Origin of the sequence: Pseudovibrio japonicus (assembly GCF_014651595.1) — a bacterium.
GTDB classification, from domain to species: domain Bacteria; phylum Pseudomonadota; class Alphaproteobacteria; order Rhizobiales; family Stappiaceae; genus Pseudovibrio; species Pseudovibrio japonicus.
This window is the reverse complement of record NZ_BMXE01000002.1, coordinates 17,007-38,611: the sequence shown is the minus strand read 5'-3', so window position 1 is coordinate 38,611 and position 21,605 is coordinate 17,007. Positions and strand designations below refer to the sequence as shown.

The 21,605-nt window shown below is 53.9% G+C and carries 15 protein-coding genes; 5 read left to right on the top strand and 10 right to left on the bottom strand.

Features of this window, described 5'->3' with window-relative positions:
* Positions 1–2: 2 nt before the first annotated feature.
* The 3 genes from IE076_RS04890 to IE076_RS04880 all read right to left on the bottom strand — a co-directional run bounded on the left by IE076_RS04890 (position 3) and on the right by IE076_RS04880 (position 3,257).
* Positions 3–1,286 (bottom strand): CaiB/BaiF CoA transferase family protein, encoded by a 1,284-nt coding sequence (locus IE076_RS04890; protein WP_189435674.1) that lies wholly within the window; start codon positions 1,284–1,286, stop codon positions 3–5.
* Positions 1,287–1,481: 195 nt separating this feature from the next.
* On the bottom strand, positions 1,482–2,312 hold the full coding sequence (locus tag IE076_RS04885; RefSeq protein WP_209008871.1) for a CE1 family esterase: 831 nt from the start codon (positions 2,310–2,312) through the stop codon (positions 1,482–1,484).
* A gap of 159 nt (positions 2,313–2,471) precedes the next feature.
* Entirely contained in the window at positions 2,472–3,257 is a 786-nt protein-coding gene (locus tag IE076_RS04880) for a potassium channel family protein (RefSeq protein WP_189435672.1), read from the bottom strand.
* A 206-nt stretch (positions 3,258–3,463) separates the two neighbouring features.
* Between IE076_RS04880 and IE076_RS04875 the strand changes: the two genes are divergently transcribed.
* From IE076_RS04875 to IE076_RS04865, 3 genes are all read left to right on the top strand, one after another.
* Positions 3,464–4,396, top strand: coding sequence for an SDR family NAD(P)-dependent oxidoreductase (locus tag IE076_RS04875; protein ID WP_189435671.1), 933 nt, complete (start codon positions 3,464–3,466; stop codon positions 4,394–4,396).
* A gap of 207 nt (positions 4,397–4,603) precedes the next feature.
* Complete coding sequence (locus IE076_RS04870) at positions 4,604–5,758, top strand: efflux RND transporter periplasmic adaptor subunit (protein ID WP_189435670.1); 1,155 nt, start codon at positions 4,604–4,606, stop codon at positions 5,756–5,758.
* Between the two features lie 3 nt (positions 5,759–5,761).
* Positions 5,762–8,947 carry an efflux RND transporter permease subunit gene (locus tag IE076_RS04865; protein WP_189435669.1) on the top strand — a complete coding sequence of 1,062 codons (3,186 nt, stop codon included), beginning with the start codon at positions 5,762–5,764 and terminating at the stop codon, positions 8,945–8,947.
* A 52-nt stretch (positions 8,948–8,999) separates the two neighbouring features.
* Here the strand turns inward: IE076_RS04865 and IE076_RS04860 are convergent, their stop codons facing one another.
* The 6 genes from IE076_RS04860 to IE076_RS04835 all read right to left on the bottom strand — a co-directional run bounded on the left by IE076_RS04860 (position 9,000) and on the right by IE076_RS04835 (position 15,899).
* Positions 9,000–10,250 carry a cyclic nucleotide-binding domain-containing protein gene (locus IE076_RS04860; protein ID WP_189435668.1) on the bottom strand — a complete coding sequence of 417 codons (1,251 nt, stop codon included), beginning with the start codon at positions 10,248–10,250 and terminating at the stop codon, positions 9,000–9,002.
* Positions 10,251–10,699: 449 nt separating this feature from the next.
* Positions 10,700–11,479, bottom strand: a complete 780-nt coding sequence (locus IE076_RS04855; RefSeq protein WP_189435667.1) for an ABC transporter ATP-binding protein — start codon at positions 11,477–11,479, stop codon at positions 10,700–10,702.
* A complete protein-coding gene (locus IE076_RS04850; RefSeq protein WP_189435666.1) occupies positions 11,476–12,231 on the bottom strand; it encodes an ABC transporter ATP-binding protein in 756 nt (251 codons plus the stop codon). Before IE076_RS04850 ends, IE076_RS04855 begins: the two co-directional genes overlap by 4 nt.
* A gap of 12 nt (positions 12,232–12,243) precedes the next feature.
* A complete protein-coding gene (locus tag IE076_RS04845) occupies positions 12,244–13,365 on the bottom strand; it encodes a branched-chain amino acid ABC transporter permease (RefSeq protein WP_244649635.1) in 1,122 nt (373 codons plus the stop codon).
* Positions 13,366–13,405: 40 nt separating this feature from the next.
* Positions 13,406–14,434 carry a branched-chain amino acid ABC transporter permease gene (locus IE076_RS04840; protein WP_189435664.1) on the bottom strand — a complete coding sequence of 343 codons (1,029 nt, stop codon included), beginning with the start codon at positions 14,432–14,434 and terminating at the stop codon, positions 13,406–13,408.
* Between the two features lie 118 nt (positions 14,435–14,552).
* Positions 14,553–15,899: a substrate-binding protein gene (locus IE076_RS04835; RefSeq protein WP_189435663.1), complete on the bottom strand. Its 1,347-nt coding sequence runs from the start codon at positions 15,897–15,899 to the stop codon at positions 14,553–14,555.
* A gap of 1,029 nt (positions 15,900–16,928) precedes the next feature.
* Here IE076_RS04835 and IE076_RS04830 point away from each other — a divergent pair.
* Entirely contained in the window at positions 16,929–17,408 is a 480-nt protein-coding gene (locus IE076_RS04830) for an RrF2 family transcriptional regulator (protein WP_209008870.1), read from the top strand.
* Between the two features lie 186 nt (positions 17,409–17,594).
* Positions 17,595–20,513, top strand: coding sequence for a putative bifunctional diguanylate cyclase/phosphodiesterase (locus tag IE076_RS04825; RefSeq protein ID WP_189435662.1), 2,919 nt, complete (start codon positions 17,595–17,597; stop codon positions 20,511–20,513).
* On the opposite strand, the gene IE076_RS04820 is transcribed toward IE076_RS04825, so the two are convergent.
* Complete coding sequence (locus IE076_RS04820; RefSeq protein ID WP_189435661.1) at positions 20,510–21,475, bottom strand: 2Fe-2S iron-sulfur cluster-binding protein; 966 nt, start codon at positions 21,473–21,475, stop codon at positions 20,510–20,512. The genes IE076_RS04825 and IE076_RS04820 overlap by 4 nt on opposite strands.
* Positions 21,476–21,605: the final 130 nt, after the last annotated feature.

Here is a 21,605-nt window from a genome sequence, read left to right as displayed (position 1 = left end):
ACTTATATGTCCCCCACTGAGATGATGCCACGAGCCGCGAGATCGTCAATATCTTGCTTTGATTTCTTTAGGTGTCTGGTGAGCACATCAAGACTGTCCTCCCCAAGCGTTGGCGGAGCCTTCCGGTATGTTACCGGCGTCTTGCTATAGTTGATCGGGTTGCCAATCAGATTGACCTGCCCATCATGAGAATGAGTATGCGGCAGGGAAATCTTCATGTTTCGGTAAACCACCTGCGGATCACTGAACACCCCTGCCAGATCATTCACCGGACCGCACGGCACGCCAACAGCTTCCAGCTCACGCGCCCAATGCTCGGCCTCTTGTTTGATGGTGTATTGCCGAAGCTGTGGCACCAGCTCTGTGCGGTGACGCACGCGGTCTGCGTTGGTCGCAAAACGTGGGTCGGTGCTCAACGCCGGACAGCCAAGAACCTCGCAGAACCGCTGATACTGCGCGTCATTGCCTACTGCCACCATAAAGTCCTTGTCCGCAGCGGGAAAGGTCTCATAGGGCACGATGGTTGGATGAGCATTGCCAAACCGTTTCGGCACGTTGCCGTCCGTCAGAAAAGAGAGCCCTTGGTTGATAAGCCAGGCCACCTGACAGTCCAGTAAGGAGATGTCGATGTATTGGCCTTCGCCGGTTTTCTCACGGTGGTGCAGGGCTGCCAGAATGGCGTTGCAGGCATACATGCCGCACATCACATCAGCAATGCCAACGCCGATCTTCGTCGGGCCGCCTCCGTCTTCCTCTGGCAGTCCGGTCAGGCCCATAATCCCGCCCATAGCCTGAATGAGCGCATCATAGCCGGCACGATGCGCATAAGGGCCAGTCTGCCCAAATCCGGTGATGGAGCAGTAGATCAAGCGGTCGTTCTGAGCGCGTAGATCATCATAACCCAGCCCTTTGCGGGCAAGGTCGCCAACCTTGAAGTTCTCGATAACAACATCCGCCGATGCCGCCAGCTCCTTCAGCATCTGCACCCCTTCTTCCGAGCGCATGTCGATGCCAAGTGAATGCTTGTTGCGGTTGGAACTAAGGTAATAGGCACTCTCGTGGGTGTCGGTCCCATCTTTCCCTTTCAGGAAAGGGGGGCCCCACTTACGGGTGTCGTCGCCGCGCTGAGGGTGTTCAATCTTGATGATCTCGGCACCCATATCTCCCATGAGCTGGGTACAGGTTGGACCTGCCAAAATGCGGGAAAGGTCAAGCACCACAAGACCATCCAAAGGTCCCTTGGCGCCAGAGGACTGGTGCTGTTCACCGTCTGCTAGAGAATTCAAACCGTCTAATCCATTGGTATTGAGGCAAGATTGGTCGCAAGTGAGGGTGACTGACCCTCTCGCTTGCAGCAATCCAGCAAATCTTGGAGAGACGTTAAAACACGCATAAAAAGCCTACCACCTCAAACTGAGAAAGACACGGCATCGTGATGGCCCGTGAGAGGTGTAAGGAGTGTCGTGATGGGGCCGTGGGTCCTACCAGTGTTTGGTGTTGGCAAGATCCAGCCAGGCACGGCGGATCCAGTTGGCTTTCATGGAGTGCCCGCCATCATGCAGGCAAAGCTCCAGTTTCTCGCCATGGGCCGACCACACATCGCACTGTAAATCACCAGCGGTAATCGAGGTGGGCGTAATTCCATAAAGACCCGCCTGCCGCTTCCATACATCAAGGCTGTCAAACACATCGGATTGGCGCCAGTTTGCACCAATTGCACGGCCCACCATCGGGACGGTTTTATCGTCAATGCCGTGGGTGTGGTAAAGGTTGGTCAAGGGAGAAGGGCAGGCAGCAGGGATCGGATCCCAGAAGGCTCCTGCAATGGGTGCAAAGCCAGCGTAGTTCTCGCCCTGGTAACAGGCAAGGTTCCAGACCATGGAACCGCCCATGGAAAAGCCGGAGAGCATGATTTTGTCCCGATCAATCGGGAAGCGCTCGGAGATATCATCGACCAGCTCGTCAAAGAACTTGAACTCGTCACGATCCTGACTTGGCGATCCCGGATAAGACCATGAACCGCCAACCCCTTGTGGCACAATGAGAGCCACACCAAGGTCGTCTGCCAGAGAGCGAAGCGCATGGTTTTGAACGGTCTGATCGGCTTTGCCCTTCCAGCCGTGGAGGTAGATTATGGCGCCAATGGGTTCGTCATCTGCAGGTGAATCCGGAAGTGCAACGTAATACTGGCCGCTCTCGACTTCACAGGGAGAGCTTACACCGCAGCTCGCTTCCTCTGCCATTGTGGCATTGGGAACCAGGCTGGAGACAACCATAGTCGTCAATGTGATTGCACCTGTAAGTAGGCCCATGCGCATTCCATTTCTTGCTGCTATCCCGGATTAAGCCCATTGAATTTCATGGAGAATTCCAAGGAAAGCCGAGAATATTCTTCAATATGCTAACATACGCTTCAGAGCCGGTCTTACTCTCAAAACTTGTGCCGTCATTTACGACCTGCGCAAGTCGCCCTAGTGCCATTCCCCTTCTGTGGGAATGTGCAGGGTATTGCCGCAATGCTTGCAGTGAACGGCGTCATTATCGTGACGATTAAGGCCACAATCAGGACAGGCGTATTTTACCTTGGAAGGGCGGAAGATGGTCTGGATCAACCGCAGGAACAACGCAACGCCAAACACCATGATGATGATGGTAATCGTGCGGCCAACCGTATCTGTCATGGTAATGTCGCCATAGCCGGTTGTGGTCAGCGTTGTGACTGTAAAATACAGCGCGTCCATATAGGAATTGATGTTCGCGTTCACCTGCGCCTCAATCACATAAACAACCGCGCTCACCATGAAAACGAAGACCAGCAGGTTCATTGCCGAGTTGATGATCTCTTCATGCTGACGAAACCACGAAAACGTCTCCCGCAAGTCTTTGACCACATGATAAGAGCGCAGCAACCGCAGCATACGGATCACTCGCAGGAAGCCGAGGTTCGTAATAAAGGCTTCTGCAAGCAGAGACAGGATCACAATCAGGTCTGCAATGGCCGTACTATCCATGGCAGCCCTCATCGGACGCTGCGCAATGGCAAGGCGAAACCCGTAATCAAGCAGCAAAACAAAGCCGATAGCCCAGTCAACGCGTGGGTAGCTTTCAAGCTGGGGAAGCGTTGCAGACAGCACGAAGTAGAGAATCGTGACCACATCAAAGATCAATAGGCCAACACGCCAGGAGCGCCCAATTGTGGTCTGTCCGAAGTAGAGACGTCGCAGCGCGCCTCTGAAATCGGCTTGTGCATCTTGCATAAATTACCCCTGTGTCAACAATGACTTACTATCAAATATGCGTGACTCTGAACAGCCGGACAAGCGCTCCGCCCATGCTCTCATTGTCGAATATTCTGTCCCTTAAGAGCCAATTGGGCCGTTCCGAGGCACCCCTTGCGCATTCCCTTTGCGAGTTTATCTAAAGGTTCTGTAAATGATTAAAGGCTTTCTGCTGTAATTTCGCTATGATGAATACCAAGGCTATTCCAGTGCCGCCTCCTCCAGGGTACTTGGAGGAGTGGCGGACCACAAACCACACCTGTCTTGTGACCGGCGCAACCGATGGGATCGGACGTGCGTTGGCCATTCGCTTGGCTGATGCCGGGCAAACGCTGGCCATCGTGGGCCGTTCTGAGGAAAAGGTGCAAGCCGTCCTCAGCGACATCAACGATGCTGGCCCAAGATACCCGCACTGCGGCTTTGTCGCAGATCTTTCGTGCATCGCAGAAGTTGACCGTCTCGCAAAAGAGCTTTCCCAAAAGCTGCCGGATCTCAACCGCGTTGCCTTATGCGCCAGTGCGATGCCCGGGTTCCGTGGCATGACAGCTGATGGGGTTGAGGCTGGGTTCTCTGTCAACTGTCTGAGCAGGGTTCTGCTGCTGGACAAACTCACCCCACTGCTCAAGAAGCAGGAGGAGCCGAGAGTGGTCTCCTTCGCCAGTCCCGCAACGCGGTTTGAACCTCCAGATCTGAAGGTGCTCAACGATCCTGACGGCAACCTCAACAACTGGGATCGCAACGCCGCCCACACCAACTATAATCTGCTCTTTGTGGCGCAGTTGGCAAAAAGGCTGAAAGACACACAAGTGTGCGTCAACGCCTTTGGCCCCGGTTTGGTCCCCACCAGACAGGTGAACGGCTACAGTGCTATGAGAAGGCTCTGGTTCAGCCTGCAAAACACACTCATAGGCCGCACACCCGCTTATGCGGCACTGCCTGCAATGCACATGCTGCTCTCGCAGGATTTCGCAGAGAAAACCGGCGGGTTCTATGAATGCTCCAAAAAAATACCGCTTGATGAGTCTTTCCTGAACGAAGAAATACAAACGAGACTCTGGGACGAAACCGCTCAGCTTGTGCAGCTGGCTCAGGCAAATCAGAGAGAAAAAATTTCCTGAAACCTCTTTTTGTGACACCAGTCACGGCTTTTCAGCTGAAAAGTGAGAGGAGGACTCTACCACAAAATCTGTCTGGAAATTTCGGTTGCCATGAGACCTTGGCAGCAGACGCTCGAGCTATGTCTGCCCCCATCAAGGATTGAGTCACTTCCCTAAGGTAAGGTTAGGTAAGTGCTGCCAGCAGTTCTCACTGTGTAAGAGTAAAAAATGAAAAATAAAATAGAACTCTATGCCGGTCCTGATCGAAGCTCGACGTCATCTCTGCGCCAGGCTGTCCTATCATTCCTGACGCTCGCTCTTGGGACCGTCATGATTGCAGGATCAGTCTCCGCGCAGGAAACACCTCCGCCTCCGGGTGTGATCGTCGAACCGGCGCGCATGGAAGTCATTGAAGAAGAGCGCGTGTTTGCCGGGCGTACAGAATCTATCAGTCAGGTCGATCTGATCGCCCGCGTTGGTGGATTTCTGGAACCGCTGGAATTCAACGAAGGCCAGACCGTCAAACGGGGTGATCTGCTCTTCGTAATTCAGCAAGAACCTTACGAGTTTGCAGTCGAGCAGTCCCGAGCCACGCTGGAAAGCGCTCAGGCAAGGGTAGATCTGGCACAGGTAGACTTTGACCGTAAGCAGCAGTTGGTCAACAGAGACACTATCTCAGTGTCAGAGCTCGATACCGCCCGCGCCAATCTGAAAGAAGCCAACGCCACACTGGCTCTCCGGCAGGCAGACCTGGAACTGTCGCAACTGGATCTGAGCTACACCGAAATTCGCGCCCCGCTGGATGGCCAGATCGGGACCGCAGTGTTTCAGGAAGGCGCCTACGTCAATGCCAGTAGCGGAACTCTGGCAACCATCACGTCTCTGGACCCCATCCGTGTTGCGTTCCCCGTTCCACAATCACTGATTATACAGGCCCAGCGCGCCAACAACCTTAAGACAGACGAGCTTCTCATCAGGCTGCGCCTTTCCGACGGAAAATACTATGAGCAAAACGGCAAGCTGGAGTTTCTTGAAGCTGAAGCAAATCCTGGCACGGACACAGTAACGACCTACGCAACTTTCGAGAATCCGGACCACGTCCTTTTTGATCAGCAACTGGTTGATGTTGTTGTCAAAGCCAAGGATGCCGCGGCGGTTCTGGTCGTCTCCCAATCCGCCTTGCTGCTGGATCAGGAGGGCCCTTATGTTTTGAAGGTCACTCCGGAAGACGTGGTTGAGCAGCAGCGTATCACCGTGGTCGACCAGATCAACGGCCTCGTTGTAGTTGGCAATGGGTTGGATGACGGCGATCTGGTCATCACCTCGGGCATTCAAAAAGTGCGTCCGGGGATCAAAGTCAATGCGCAGCTGGCAGGTCAGTAAACCATGATCTATGACGTCTTTATTCGCCGACCGCGGCTGGCGATGGTGATTTCGATCCTCATAGTCGTGGTCGGCATGATCTCGATCTACTCAATTCCGGTCTCGCAATACCCGACGATTGCACCGCCAACCGTGCAGGTGAGTGCCACCTACATTGGTGCTGATGCGTTGACGGTGGAAGAGAGCGTGGGCCAGCTCATTGAAGGGGCTGTGAATGGCGTAGATGGCATGCGCTATATGAAGTCCTCGTCCTCCAGCGATGGCACATATAATCTGACAATCTATTTCGACCTGACAACCGACCCGGATATCAACTCGGTGAACGTGCAAAACCGAGTGAGTACGGTCGAGAGTCAGCTCCCGCAAGAGGTACGCGATCAGGGCGTCAACGTCACAAAAAAAGCAGGCGATCTTCTGCAGGCGGTGTCCTTCTATTCGCCGGAGCAGACCCACGACGGCCTCTTCATTTCCAACTACGTCACCATCAACATTGTCGATGAACTGAAACGTATTCCCGGTGTTGGTGACGCAACTGTTTTCGGTGCGCAGGATTACTCCATGCGCATCTGGCTGGAGCCCACCAAGCTCAGATCCCTGAACCTGACGGCAGAAGACGTCATTGCGGCAGTCCGCTCACAAAACAGGCAGGCTGCTGTGGGGCGCATCGGCGCCGCGCCGCTGGCGGAAGATCAGCAGCTCCAGCTGACCGTGACTGCGAAAGGGCGTTTGAACACGGTTGAGGAGTTCCAGAACATCGTCCTGCGCGCAAACCCTGATGGGTCCATCGTGCACCTGAAGGACGTGGCGCGCGTAGAACTGAGCAGCGCCTCCTTTGACGTACTGGCCGAGTTCAACCAGCAACCAACTGCCATGGTCGGGATTTACCTGTCCCCGGGTGCAAACGCAGTAGCCGTGTCCGAAGCGGTCAATGAGCGTATCGAAGTCTTAGCAGAACGCTTCCCGGAGGATCTCACATACGTTTCAATCTTCGACACTTCGCTCTTTGTGAATGAGATGATCTCGAAGGTGATCCATACACTGCTGGAAGCATTCGTGCTCGTTACCATCGTGGTCTTTGTCTTCCTCGGTAGGTTCCGCGCAACGCTGATACCGCTCATTGCGGTGCCCGTATCCATTATTGGGGCGGTCGCGGTGGCTTACATAATGGGCTACAGCGCCAATACCATCTCGCTGCTGGCACTGGTGCTTGCCATCGGCATTGTGGTGGATGATGCGATCATCGTGGTGGAGAACGTTGAACGCATCATGCATGAGGAGCCCGACCTCACACCGGCACAGGCAACCTCAAAAGCTGTTGGCGAAATTGCAGCCCCCGTACTCGCGACAACGCTGGTGCTGCTGTCCGTGTTCGTCCCGGTGGCCTTCTTGCCGGGATCATCGGGCGTGCTCTTCAGAGAGTTCGCTGTGTCGATTTCCGCAGCAATGGTCATCTCCACCATCAACGCGTTATCGCTGTCTCCGGCACTTTGCGCAGTCTTGATGAAGTCGGAGAACTTGACGGGCGTTATGGCCAAGGTCTCCAAGAAAATCGATGACATCGGCCACGGCTATGCAAACCTCATCAAGCGCATCGCAAAGATGTCCTTGCTCTCAATTCCCGCAGTTGTTCTGTTCGCACTTTTTGGCTTCTTGATCGTCTCCAACACACCGGATGGTTTTGTTCCGGATGAAGACAAGGGCTACGCCATGGTACTAGTCAACCTGCCTCCTGGTGCTTCTCGTAACCGGACTGAAGAGGTGATGATAAGAGCGGATGACATCATCCGTCAGGACCCGGCAGTTGACTCCACAACGATGATCTCTGGGCTTGATCTGCTTGCCGGTGGTGGTTCTTCCTCAAATGCAGGTGTTTTCTTTGTTAAACTGAAAGACTACGAGGAACGCCCCACGCGTGACTTGTCCTCTTTTGCCTTTGTCTATCGCATGTACGGAGCCTTGGCCGGAATTCCGGAAGCAACCTTCTTCCCGGTTAACCCAGCTGCCATTGATGGCCTTGGAAGCGTAGGCGGGTTTGAGTTCATCATGGAGGCTCTGGAAGGTCAGGACCCAACGGTACTGGCGCAGATTTCCCGCTCGCTGACGGTTGCCGCCAACGAAGCACCTGAAATTGCGTCCTTCTTCACCACCTTCAATGCAAATACCCCGCAGTTGAACGTGCAGCTGGACCGTGAGCGTGCACAGGTGCTCGGCCTGAACATCGCAAGCGTGTACAATGCACTACAGGCCACGCTGGGCGGCTACTATATCAACGACTTCAACCTCTATGGTCGTACGTGGACGGTGAGGCTGCAGGCAGAAGAGGAGTATCGTTCCGGTGTTGAGGACATTGACTCCATCTTTGTCCGTTCAGACACAGGCGAGATGGTTGAACTTTCCGCCGTCCTGCAAACAGAGTTGTCTCGCGGCGCGAATAACATCACCCGCTATAACAACTACCGTGCCGTATCCTTTAACGGGAACGCAGCACCGGGTGTAGGTCTGGGTGAAGCGCTGGATGCAATGGATCAGGTAGCAGCCGATTCTTTGCCAAGTGGTTATGCCTATGAGTGGACCGGTCTGGCACTGGAGCAAAAGGAAGCGGCGGGACAAACGGCTATTGTGCTTGGACTGGCATTCCTGTTTGCCTACCTGTTTCTTGTGGCTCTTTATGAAAGCTGGAACACACCAATCCCTGTTCTGCTTTCCGTTGCCCCGGCATTGGCAGGTGCGTTGCTGAGCCTATGGGTCTTCGGTCTGGCGTTCGATTTGTATGCACAGATCGGCATGGTCATTCTGATTGCGCTGGCGGGCAAGAACGCGATCCTCATGAACGAGTTCTCGCTTGAAAAGCGCATTGAGGGCATGGGGATCTATGAATCAGCAATCGAAGGTGCTCGCTTACGGTTCCGTCCTGTGATGATGACATCTCTTGCCTTCTCCGCAGGTTTGGTGCCGCTGGTAATCTCCACTGGACCGGGCGCTGGCGCGATGGTCGCCGTGGGTGTTCCGGTGTTGGCAGGTATGCTGTTCTCGGCAACCATCGGTATCTTCCTCATCCCGACGCTTTACGTCAGCTTCCAGTGGATGCGCGAAAAGGCAGGGTGGACCATTGAAGAAGGTCAGGCCGCAAAAGGCACCGGCGGTGAACTGGCGAAGGATCGCGATCAGGAAAAGCCATCGGAAAGCTGATCATCACTCAAGACAGTTGAGAATGAGAAAGGCGTTTGAGGCGCCTTTTTTGTTAGACCATGCGCAAGAGCGCAAACCAGTAAAATGCCGCGAGACCGGAAATGGCATGACTGGTAGACACCGCCACCCACGATCGACGGTACTGGAACATGATCCCCCAATAAAAACTCACCATAAACGTCAGCAATACGGCCAGCTGGGAGTAGGGCAGGTGGATAATTGAGAAAGCCACAGACGCAGCAAAGTTTCCCCAAAACATAGAGGAAAGCCGGTCTGGCCCCAACGCTGCCGTCACCGGAACCTGCATCCCGCACCTTACGATAAACTGCTGGATAGGGCACATCACCAACGCATAAAAGACAGCAAACGCAAACGCTGGCCAACCCATCGAAGGCCCCTGCACCTGATGGGTGAGAAAATACAGAGTGAATGTTCCCTCTGAGGGGTACACAAGGTACCGCACCGTCGCCATCACAAAAATGATCGGGATGGTCATCAAGATCCCGTAGAGGATCTGGCTCGGCAGGTGGCTGAACTCAAGCCCGAACACACGGGGCGGCAGATAAAGGTTCTTCATGATGTAAAATAAAATGGCTGCCAGAATAAAGTTCAGGCTCAGGCTGTAAACTGACATGGCAATAAAGCCATAGCCATAATCATCAAACGTATTCTTGTAGAGGCTGATGAACAGCGCAAACGACGACATGGCGATCATATTCGCCACCAGCAGCACAGCATAGGCCTGCAAGCGCCGCGACCGGATTTTGATCTCTTCCAGAACGCGGGAACTGCTTTGCTCCAGCTGATGCGCCGCTTGCCGTGCAAAGTAGCGAAACAGCAGGGAGTTGGTTTCCGTCGAAGTCGGTAGCGTGCCATACCGGTTCCAGCTCAGCGCCGCAACAACAGTATCGCGCTTGGCCCGCACGGTTGCAATGTAACACTGCGGTCCCATGTGAGCGCGAATAAAGGCAAGTTCCCCGGCCACATCACCCGCCTTCAGGTGACCAAGCACTGTATCCGCCCCGTCCTGATCGTGTTTGATGACCTCCAGATCACCTTCCAAAATGATGAAAAACCTGTCAGCACTTTGGCCCTGTACAAAAAGATCTTCCTGCGCTTTCAGCGAGTAGAACTGCGCGCAATCCAACACCTCACGAATAACCGGATGGGTCGGCAGACCAAGGTCGAGAAGCCGCTGATGCAGTTGCGTGCGGTGTCGTGGGATATTGCCGTAGCTCACCTCAAGCTGCGACTTTGCAGGTTTGGGAGGCTGTTCCTCATCGCGCTGGTACAGGAAGCGCATCAATGGGCCTTCTTTCGGTAAATTTCTTTTCAGATAAACACTGCAACTAAATTTACTGCGCTTGCCTTACTCTGCATGCACTTTGGCAAATCATGGTAATTCTGCGCCAATGGGAAACCTCAAATTCCCCTCAACTCTAAAGCTTAAAGTGGCATTCCCAGAAATAGTTCGGCAAGATTGCAATGCTCTGGGTAAGGTCTGCTGGCATGAGGAAAGATGGTCAGCACTTGCTGGGGGCGATTTGTTCTGGTCCTCACTTGGCAGCCAACGAAAAAAGCCAGAGGAATGAATCCTCTGGCTCAGGTAAAGGGTCGTTAGCCCTTGGGAGGAAGTTGTGCTTCATGCGCGGCCTGCCGAAGGTGTCCGAACATACATTGCAAGAAACAGCAAAGTTGCAAATCCCACACTAGCCCGACCTGCTTATGCGGAGCTGACGCAGAGCATCCGTGTCAGATCGCCAAATAGGCTTGCCGAAGGTCTTCGTTATCAAGCACGTCCTGCGCGGTGCCATCAAACACCACTTCGCCCATATCTAGAATGACTGCACGGTCTGCAAGGTGCAGCGCTGCAACCGCATTTTGCTCCACGATAATCGTCGTGATGCCCAGCTCCTTCACATTCTCCAGAATGCGCTCAATCTCCTGCACGATCACCGGAGCCAGTCCCTCATAAGGCTCATCCAGCAGCAGCAACTTAACATCGCGAGCCAAAGCCCGCGCCACAGCCAGCATCTGCTGTTCTCCACCCGACATCGTCACCGCTTCTTGCTTGGCACGTTCCCCAAGCCGCGGGAAGTGATCATAGAGCCGCTCGATGGACCAGCCATGCGGCTCTGAGATTTGGGCCAGCTGAAGGTTCTCTTCCACAGTGAGACCCGGAATAATCCGGCGATCTTCCTGCACCAGTTGAACCCCATTTTGAGCTGCCAGATAACTTGGCATCTCGTGGAGAGGTTTATGGTCCAGCCAGATTTCGCCATGTGTCAGCTGCGGGTCGCTGGCACGGGCAATAGCCCGCAGCGTCGAAGTCTTCCCGGCACCATTGCGCCCCAGCAAGGCAAGAATCTCACCTTCACGAATATCAAAGCTAACGCCCTGAACAATATAGCTTTCACCGTAGTACGCATGCAGGTCCCAAGCCGAGAAATACGCCGGAGCCCCGCCTTTGGAGCGAACCGGCGTGACACCGGGAGCCGTGGCTCCTTTGAATTGATCTTCCAGAATGCTCATACGTGCGCCCCTCCCAGATAAGCTTCCTGCACACGCGGATCGCCCTTAATGTCCTCAGGCTGCCCCTCGGCAATTACTGTGCCCTGTGCCAGAACGCTGATTTTGCTGGCTAGCGAGAACACCACATGCATGTCATGCTCGATGACAATCTTGGTAATACCCCGCTCACCAATTCGCTTCAGCAGATCAATGGTGTTGTTGGTATCCGCACGGGACATCCCCGCCGTCGGTTCATCGAGCAGCAAAAGCTTTGGGTCCTGTACAAGACACATCGCCAGTTCCAGCCGCCGCTTGTCGCCGCGAGAAAGCGCGTCTGCGTTCATGTCCTTCTTCTCGGCAAGCCCCACGTCCTCAAGCATATGCATGGCCTTGTCGCGGATCTCTCCCTGCCCATCCACGCGGGTCCAGGCGTTCATGGTGAACGCCCCATCCCGCTTGGCCAGTGTCGGGATCATCACGTTCTCCAGCAAGGTCAGATCGCCAAAGATCTCCGGCGTCTGAAACACCCGTGAAACGCCTGCCTGATTGATTTCATGAGGCTTGGCACCAATAAGATCTTTGCCCAGAAAGGTCACCGAACCGGTATCCGGGATCAAGCGCCCCACAAAGCAGTTGAGCAAAGTCGATTTGCCAGCCCCGTTCGGTCCGATGATCGCATGCACATTGCCTTGCTCAACGGAAAGGTTCACGTCATCGAGAGCTTTAAGGCCACCAAAGCGTTTGTTCACGCCCGTAACACTAAGAATTTCCATGGTCGCCCCTCTCTATTCCGCTGCATGCGCGGAGGCTGCACTATGCGAATGACCCGCGCGTTTGGTAGGCTGTGAAGGCCTGCGGCGGAACAGTTTGCCGATCCGGTTAAAGCCCTCCATGATGCCACCGGGCAGGAAGATCACGATGACCATAAACAGCAGCCCAAGCGTCAAATGCCACCCTTCACCCACAAACAGGCTCGCGATACTCACCACCGGCCCCTCCATAAAGTCGGGCAGGAAGGAGAAAATGGCGTGTAACGTCTGCTCGTTATAGGCGGAGAAGATGTTCTCGAAATACTTGATGAGGCCAGCACCAAGAATAGGCCCAAGCAGCGTACCCGCACCGCCAAGAATGGTCATCAAAACCACCTCGCCAGATGCCGTCCACTGCATGCGCTCGGCCCCGGCAAGCGGATCAGTCACAGCCAGCAGACTGCCCGCAACACCTGAAAAGATGCCGGAAATAACGAAGGCTGCAAGCGTATAAGGCCGTGTGTTGAGGCCCGTATAGCTCATCCGGTTCTGATTGGACTTTACCGCCCGCAACATCATCCCGAACGGACTGCGGAAAATACGCTGTGAGATGTAAAACCCGATGATGAGCAGCGCAGCACAAAAGTAAAAGCCCGGATACCCGGTCATCTCAATGCCAAACAGGTTGGAAATGAGCGGACCGGAAGCAGCCGATGCCCCATCGAACAACCGTGGATCAGACTGCAACACCCGCAATCCTGTCTCACCATTGGTGATCGGGGTTAGCACCGAATACGCCAGATTATAACTCATCTGCGCAAACGCCAGCGTCAGAATGGAAAAGTAGATCCCGGACCGGCGCAGCGAAACATAACCAATGGCAACAGCAAAGAGGCTGGAAAACACCACGGAGAAGAGCAGGGCCGGGAGTGGGTTCATGCCCAGCAACTTAAAGCTCCATACCGCAGCATAAGACCCGATCCCCAGAAAGGCAGCATGACCGAAGCTGAGATAGCCAGTCAGGCCAAACAGAATATTGAAGCCCAACGCGAAGAGCCCGAAGATGGCAAACTTCTGCAAAAGATCCGGATAACCGGCCCCGATTGGCGCGAGCCAGATCGGCATAGTCAGGATCGCTGCGGTGAAGAGCACGAACATGAGCAGGTCGGAGCCTGGAGAAAACTTGGTCATCATTGGCTCAGGTCTCCATCACGCCCTTGCGGCCCATCAGTCCACGCGGACGAACCAGAAGGATAATAACTGCAACAAGATAGATAATGATCTGATCGATCCCCGGCAGAATGGTCTTCACCTCGTTCATGCTTGCAAAACTCTGCAGGATACCCAGCAGAAAGCCCGCCGAAACCGCACCGGGCAGGGAACCCATGCCGCCCACAACCACCACCACGAAGGAGAGCACGAGGAAGTCCATGCCCATGTGATAATCCGGCGGCAGAATCGGCGTGTACATAACGCCTGCAAGCCCCGCGACCACAGCCGCCATTGCAAACACCAACGTAAAGCGCCGCTCAATGTTGATGCCTAGGAAGCCAACTGTTTCACGGTCCGCCATCCCGGCGCGCACAACCATGCCAAAGGTGGTGAACTGCAGGAACGCAAAGACAGCGCCAATCACACTCAGCGAGAAGAATAGGTACACAATGCGCCACTGCGGATAAACAACTGTGCCCGGATCAAACCCCATAAGCACACCCAGATCCATCGCACCGCGCACCATATCCGGCGCCGCTTGCGGAATAGGGTTGGCTCCAAAATAGGATTTGATGATCTCTTGCAGCACAATCGCCAGCCCAAACGTCACAAGAATCTGCTCTGCATGTGGGCGCTTGTAAAAGTGGCGGATCAGACCCCGTTCCATCACATAGCCAACCAGCAGCATGACGGGAATAGCAAGCAAAATCGACAGCGGCACTGAGTAGTTCAGCATGGCAGTGCCCGTATCTCCGAGCCATGCTTCAATGTAGGGCACGCGCGTTTCCAAAGGCGTTCCCCACGCCGTAGTCTTGGTTGGGTCCACAACAACCTGCTCAAGGCCGATGAGGTGGTTGAAAGCAACGGCACAGAACGCGCCAAGCATAAACAAGGCCCCATGGGCGAAGTTCACAACTCCAAGCGTGCCAAAAATCAGCGTAAGCCCAAGCGCAATCAAGGCGTAGGCACCGCCCTTATCAAGGCCGTTGAGAATTTGAAGAACGATGGCGTCCATCCGCTCTTCTCCCTTTTAATCCGTGAGAAGGTGCAAGGCATCCACTGCGGAACAGCAGCCGTTCGTGCAGGAGCCATTACCCGGCTGCAATGACAGCGCAGCCGGGTAAAAGATGCAGTTAGACCTTGTAAGGCCCAAGCTCGCCGCCAAAGATCTCCGGATCATACGTGACCTGAGAAGCGGGAGTAACTTCAACAACTTCCAGAAGGTCAAACTGGGAGGTTGCGTTCTCGTTCCCTTTCACGACCAGCACATCCTTAAAGCACTGGTGATCGGCGCCGCGGTATAGTGTCGGGCCGTTACCCATGCCGTCGAATTCATGATCTTCCAGTGCCTTGATAACTTCTGCCGGATTAAAGGTGCCCGCCCGCTCACACGCATCTGCATAAAGCAAGGTCTGCACATAGCAGGTGTGTGCTGCCTGAGAAGGCGGGAAGCCATACTCCTGACCGAACGACTTAACAAAGGCTCTGGACCCTTCGTCCTGCAAGGACCAGTTCCAGTTGGTCGTGCCATAGATGCCTTTGATGTTTTCGCCCGCACCCTGAGCCATCAGGCGGGAATACAGCGGAACAATGATCTCGAAGTTCTTGCCGTTCACAAGCTTGTCGCGCAGACCAAACTGCACAGCCTGTGTCAGCGAGTTGATCATGTCCTTTCCGTAGTGGTTCAGGATCAAAACATCTGCGCCGGAATTCAGGACCGGAGCAATGTACTGGGAGAAGTCACCGGCACCCAGTGGGGTGCGGACTTTGTTGACGGTTTCCCAACCAAGGCCTTCCGTGGTGTTGGCAATCGACTCTTCCTGTGTCCAGCCCCAAGTGTAATCAGCTGTTAGATGATAAGCGCGGCGGTCCGTGCCCATTTCCTTTTTCAGCACTGGCCCAAGAGCCGCCCCAGACATGTAGGCGTTGAAAAAATGGCGGAAGCCATAACGACGTCTGTCCTTACCGGTGGTGTCGTTGGAGTGGGTCAAACCGCACATGAACACGACGCCCATTTCCTGCGCCAGAGACTGCTGCGCAATCGCCACGCCAGAAGACGAACCGCCAGACCACATGACAACGCCGTCTTTCTCAATCATGCGCTTTGCTGAAGCCCGCGCCGCGTCAGACTTGGTCTGCGTATCACCTGTAACGTACTCAACCTTTTTGCCAAGAATCCCGTTACCATTGAGTGAGAGCGGTTTCATAGTACTCAGCATACCGCCATCACCTTCACCATTCAGATGTTTGACAGCCAGCCGGTAGGCGCGCAGCTCGTCAGCACCTTCATCTGCATACGCCCCTGTCTGTGGCACGTTAAATCCAAAGGTGACGGTTTTGGAGTTGGTCGGGTCATTGCGGAAATTGGTTTCAGCCCATGCGCTGCGGCTGATGATGGTTGGCGTTGCCAGAACCAGTCCACCCGTTGCACCTGCCTTCAATAGCCCACGTCGATTCATTGGCCTGCGAATAATGCTCATGAAATCCTCCCGACTGAAAAATGCCCAAAATACCGTGCTTGAGGTCCCGTCCTCCTAAGAACCTACCGTCGTCCCTGTCCCTTGTTCACGAGAAACAGTTACGTCAGCTCACGCAAAGGAAAGCCTAGTTCGGAAGTAGAATGAATCGCAATTCGACTTATGTTTTTTAAACTAAAGGTTGATGCAAAGTAAGAATGTACTATTTTTCGTAGTTCTTTTGTGGTGCGTATGTTTTGTGGGGTGTTGCAGCGCAAAATGACTTGTCTTGTGTAATTTTAGATTGGGGAATATGCGTCCCTAATCCAAATAATACTGAATTACTGTAGTGAATAGAGCGAGATATCAAAATAGGATGGAGACGGATGTTTATTATATGAATGAAACACAAACATAAGTTATAGTCACGCAATATATGCAACTGCTAAGGGAATTTTGTCTCGGACTGCAAAGCGACGTCTCGACAGATGAACGCAAGTCAGCTGACTGGTTTGAGAGAATCTGTCCAGCATCCAGTACAGCAGAGCCCGCTTGACCGGTTCAACGCTCTGCGAAACCTCAAGCGTCAAATGTGCCGGTAAAATTCATCCAAGACCTCAGGTATAATCACTATGATGATACTCTGAGAGTAACCGGGTGCTTCAAACTCCGTCTAAGAGGTACAGTGCTACCAAACGCGATCATCGATAGTTTCTCTCATTAAAAACCCGCACCAAACAATCCCAGTCTTCGCTTCCTTCAGTTGTTACGTAGGGATTTATTGGGGTCACGAAAGAAAAAAACGAGAAAAGGCTTACCTGCGCTAATCGGATAAGGAAAATTCCAATCGCCACAGCGTAAAAGTCCGGATGTGGTCATTTAGCAATTGTATCTATATTTTTAGAGCATTTGACGAAAATCAATGTTCCTGCATGAGTACTGCTCTTTTCTAGTATATGAGCGGTGTCTATCAATAAAAACAGTACTCCAAATGTTTTTATTTATTGCAGTTAGATGAAGAAATTTCAGCTTTAGAATGAGGTCGAGGTACCTATGAAATTAACTGGGATGACAGATGTAGCGGTACGCATTCTGATGCTCATGGCTGTCAACCGGAATGACAAGTGGACAATTGACCGCTTGTCCGAGGCAACCAACAGCGGGCGTCCTCAGGTCGCCAAGGTCGTTCAGATTCTCAACCGAAAAGGCTACATCAAATCTCGACGAGGGCGCTTGGGGGGACTGATGCTTGCCCATGCGCCAGCTTCCATAAACATCGGCAAACTCATTCGCAATGTGGAAGACAACTTCGCGCTGGTGGAATGCTTTGCCTGCAATCCAGCCAAGCCGTGCCCGCTGTCCGGCGTCTGCCGCTTCAAAGGCAAGCTGAAGCATGCGCTGGGGTCATTTATGGAAGAACTCGACTCTGTAAACCTGAATCAAATTATTGAAAACGCTGATGAAATTAGAGATTGCGTCGGTACAGGTTTTGAACGGAAAATTGAGCCTCCCACCGAAATAAATGCAATTTAAGCGTATTCAAGCAACTTGCTAGAGTGAGCATTAACCGACAAAACTCATAGTTTGCTAATGCTCACGGCTGCTTAAGACAGTTTCGCGACAATTCCCCTTCGTTCAGATATAGGATCAATGCCCCATCAATCATGGGGTTTTTGTTCATCTGGCGAGTTGTAAATTGTTCGGCGCAGGCATTTTTTTATGAGACGAGTCCGGCACTCAATTTCTCTGAAACTGGCAATCATCTCTGTCGTCGCTATTGCTTTATCCTATTTTGCACTGACATTTCTTGTTGTAATTCAATGGAAAAGAACGCTTCAGCTTCAAAGCGAGCAACTCTCCCAGATCGCCGTAAGCCAGTTCTCCAATACTCTGGAGCGGGATGTTGCGCTGGTTCGACAGACAATTCAATCTCAGCTATCGGAAACCGCATCCAGCCTGTCTGCCATTGGTCAGCGCGGTGATATCGTCACCGCCGCCGAAATGCGCGTCTGGCCGGGTGACGTTAATCTCCTGTCACTGGTGCAGGAAGGAACGCCGCTAGACGCCATTATCCTCTTAAACCATCGCGGGCAAATCGTTGGCGCCTCCAAGCGCGCCGATCCGGGGCTCATCCAGAAACAGCTCCTCAAAACCGACCTTAAACAATCGCTGAACATCGTCTGGACCCCGCCGAACGATGACGGTCCCGCCGTCAGATATACACTCCTCCCTTCAACCCAGTTTGGGCCGTTGTTGCCGGGAGAACCGGACGCTGGCGTGTCGCAGGTTCTCTACTCCGAGCTTGTTGATCCGGGCACGGAATGGCGCGGCGCTTTGTTGGCGCAAAGGTGGTTCCCCTTCAACTCCACCGTGATTGACGAATACAGCGAGATCTCAGGCGCCGAAGTTGCCATCTTCTATCAGGACCGGCTGGTTGGAGCGTCGCCCAACGCGCCGGTCGAAGCACTGCAAAATCCCGGAGACCTGCGGCGGCTCAAAATCCTGAACACGGCCTTTGAATACTGCGACAACGGCCCTTCGCCACTCATTGTCTGCGCATTCAAACCGTTGGAAGCGCTCCTTGATGCCCAGGAACGCCTGCGCATTGTTGGGGAGGAAACCAGCTCTCAAACCTTTGAACGGCTTATCGTTTTAGGTTTTGCAGCTTGTTTTATCATCTTCATTGTCGCCTTGTTTGTCTCTCGTAAGATGTCCCAGCCGCTGCAGCGCATTGCCGACGCCCTTTCTGATGTGGCAGGCGGCAACTTTGATATGCGCGTGGAAGGCACCAGAAGAATGGATGAAGTGGGTGAGATCGCCCGCGCCGTGAAGGTACTGCAAGCCTCCGCCCGCGAGCGCGATAGCCTGCGCCTCAGCATCCAGCGCAAGAACAAGGAACTCCGCAAGCAAGAACAGGCATTGGTGAAGCAGAATACGCTATTCGACGCTGCTCTCAACAATATGTCCCACGGACTCTGCATGTTCGATACGCAAAAAAAGCTGATCGTGTACAATCAGCGCTTTGACGATATCTTCGGCTGCGAGCAAGGTATCGCAAAAGTTGGCATGACATGGGACGAGATGGTCGAGTTCATGCCACTTGCACAGGAGTTCCGCGATGACCCGGGTGATAACTCCGTGGCCCAGCAAGACTGGCCCAGCTCCGTACGCAGCACCTTCACGCTCACCCTGCAAAGTGAGCAGGTTATCCTGATGACGCTTGAACCGCAGATTGGCGGCGGATGGGTTGCGATCTTTGAAGACATCACCGACAGGCAGCGCATCAGTGATCACTTGAGCTATTTGGCGACCCATGATGCCCTTACCAAACTGCCTAACCGTCTGCTCATGAACGAGCGCCTGCAGGAAATGAAACAGGCCGCACTTGAGCAGGACGAACACTTCGGCATTTTGTGGATGGACCTTGATGAGTTCAAGACCATCAACGATTCACTGGGCCACGCCGTTGGCGATAAACTGCTTGTGCACGTGTCAAAAATCCTGCGCGAGCAGGTCACAAACAAAGAAATGGTCGCCCGTCTGGGCGGTGACGAGTTCGCGATCCTCTCCAAGCTGCCCGCCTCCCGCGAGGAACTGGAGGATCTCGCTAAAGAGGTGCTGAAAGTCGTGGCCTCACCATGCTTCCTTGAGGGGCACGAGATTGTGGTTGCCGCCAGTGTCGGCATCGCCATGTTCAGCAAGGAGCACCAGAACGTGGATGAACTCATCCGCTTTGCAGACCTTGCCTTGTATCAGGCCAAAAACGATGGCCGAAACACCTTCCGCTTCTTCGAAGATGACATGGCGGCCAAGATCAAACAGCGCCAGACCCTGATCACCGACCTCTATCGCGCCACCGCAAACCGTGATCTGGAAGTCTACTTCCAGCCGCAGGTAACACTGGCAACCGGCGAAATCTCCGGGTTTGAAGCACTGTTGCGCTGGAACCATCCACGCTACGGCTTCATCTCGCCATTCGAATTCATCCCTCTGGCTGAGGAAACCGGCCTCATTCTGGAAATCGGTGCATGGGTGCTGGATGAGGCCTGCTCGCTGGCGGCAGGTTGGCCAAAGCGCGTCAATCTCGCGGTCAACCTCTCACCACGCCAGATCTACTGCGAGCAGCTCCTGCCCGTTGTCGATGATGTGCTGAAGCGCACCGGCTTGGACCCTGGACGTCTGGAATTGGAAGTCACAGAGACCGTGCTGCTGGCTGATCACCTGCGCGTGCGTCAGACGCTGGCAAAGCTCCAGAAAATGGGCCTGAAGATTTCGATGGATGACTTCGGAACTGGCTACTCCTCACTCAGCACGCTGCGCCGCTTCCCGTTTGACCGGATCAAAGTCGACAGATCCTTCGTGATGAGCATGAGCAAGGATGACGATGCCCGCTTCATCGTAAACTCCGTGATCGATCTGGCGAACAGCCTCGGCATTGCAACCACTGCAGAAGGCGTGGAAACCAAAGAAGTTGCAGAGCAGCTGAGAAAGAGCGGCTGTACCGAGGCGCAAGGCTATTACTTTGGCAAGCCAGCCCCGCCCAATCAGGCCTTGTTCTGGATGCTGGAAGAAGCCCGCGGCATCTCCCTGGAAGATCAGGTCAACAATTCAAAGCTGACGAAAAAGGCAGCCGGTTAATCAGCCGGTTCCAGCGTGGCGGCTTTACCAGTCTGCATTGCAACCTCATCCCATGGCTGGAAGTTCAGGATGCGCCCGTAAGTGGCCTGTGCATCGACAAAAACATCTTCAACGCCAGCAATAAAGCTGTGCGACCCGGCGACGTACGCCATGTCAAATTCAGTCAAATCCGGCAGCAAGGCCTGCAGCTTATCTGCTGCCTGAGCGCCTTGCAGGTCTGCAAAGACAGGTGACACACCACGGCGGTTGAGCCATGTAAACACCTGCTGAAACTGGCCCTGCTTCAGTGATTGATCAAGCAGCAGTACCTTCTCCCGGCGTGGCTGCCCCATGACGGAGCTCAGCGCCATCGCCCAAATCGGTGCAAGGTTGTCTGGCCCTGCAACCATGATCAGTCGTTCATCATCATGGCCAAGAAACGAGGAGCCATAAGGACCGGTGATCCCGACACGGCCCTTCACGTCCCCCTTTTTTTCCAGCATCTCGAAAAGATCCGGCGTGTTGGCGCGCTCAATGAGGAAGATCAGCGTATTGAACTCGGTGCCTGCATCCAATGCGAAGCTGGCAAACAGGTTCACGCGTTCCAGACCGCGAAACTCAACATGATAATACTGACCGGGACGCCACGAAGTGGGTTTGGTAAAACTCAGCCGCAACTCGAAAAGATCGTCAGACACCCGCCGCAAGGCAGAAACATGCCCTTTGAGCGATTGTAGTTCAGAGGAGGCAGGCAACCGAATCTCCGCATCACCCGCCACCTTGGCCTTGCAGGCAAGAACAGTGCTTTTCAGCCGTGTCCCGTTAGAGTCGATAGTGCCGGAAACCACAGTAACGCGTGTGCTCTCGCATTGGGTCTTTCCGCAGTCGCACTGCAAAGCAAACCCACCGCGCTCAGCAGCCTGCAAAAGAGTCTCACCAGGTTCGGCAGCAACCCTCTCGCCATTGATAATAAGACTGGTCATGGGCCCCCAAGCTGCTCCATAAATGAGGTCTGAGTATCTAAGGTTGTGCAAGCTATATAACTACACGCCGAATTCCAAGAGGAAATCGGAGACATTTCTGACATTACTACAACATGAGGGGGTGATAGCC

Excerpts from the sequence above, each read along its gene's own strand:
- IE076_RS04885 (WP_209008871.1), bottom strand. The coding sequence starts at position 2,312 with ATGGGCCTACTTACAGGTGCAATCACATTGACGACTATGGTTGTCTCC.
- IE076_RS04865 (WP_189435669.1), top strand. The coding sequence starts at position 5,762 with ATGATCTATGACGTCTTTATTCGCCGACCGCGGCTGGCGATGGTGATT.
- IE076_RS04855 (WP_189435667.1), bottom strand. The coding sequence starts at position 11,479 with ATGAGCATTCTGGAAGATCAATTCAAAGGAGCCACGGCTCCCGGTGTC.
- IE076_RS04850 (WP_189435666.1), bottom strand. The coding sequence starts at position 12,231 with ATGGAAATTCTTAGTGTTACGGGCGTGAACAAACGCTTTGGTGGCCTT.
- IE076_RS04875 (WP_189435671.1), top strand. The coding sequence starts at position 3,464 with ATGATGAATACCAAGGCTATTCCAGTGCCGCCTCCTCCAGGGTACTTG.
- IE076_RS04820 (WP_189435661.1), bottom strand. The coding sequence starts at position 21,475 with ATGACCAGTCTTATTATCAATGGCGAGAGGGTTGCTGCCGAACCTGGT.
- IE076_RS04840 (WP_189435664.1), bottom strand. The coding sequence starts at position 14,434 with ATGGACGCCATCGTTCTTCAAATTCTCAACGGCCTTGATAAGGGCGGT.
- IE076_RS04845 (WP_244649635.1), bottom strand. The coding sequence starts at position 13,365 with ATGTTCGTGCTCTTCACCGCAGCGATCCTGACTATGCCGATCTGGCTC.
- IE076_RS04825 (WP_189435662.1), top strand. The coding sequence starts at position 17,595 with ATGAGACGAGTCCGGCACTCAATTTCTCTGAAACTGGCAATCATCTCT.
- IE076_RS04830 (WP_209008870.1), top strand. The coding sequence starts at position 16,929 with ATGAAATTAACTGGGATGACAGATGTAGCGGTACGCATTCTGATGCTC.
- IE076_RS04870 (WP_189435670.1), top strand. The coding sequence starts at position 4,604 with ATGAAAAATAAAATAGAACTCTATGCCGGTCCTGATCGAAGCTCGACG.
- IE076_RS04880 (WP_189435672.1), bottom strand. The coding sequence starts at position 3,257 with ATGCAAGATGCACAAGCCGATTTCAGAGGCGCGCTGCGACGTCTCTAC.
- IE076_RS04835 (WP_189435663.1), bottom strand. The coding sequence starts at position 15,899 with ATGAGCATTATTCGCAGGCCAATGAATCGACGTGGGCTATTGAAGGCA.
- IE076_RS04860 (WP_189435668.1), bottom strand. The coding sequence starts at position 10,250 with ATGCGCTTCCTGTACCAGCGCGATGAGGAACAGCCTCCCAAACCTGCA.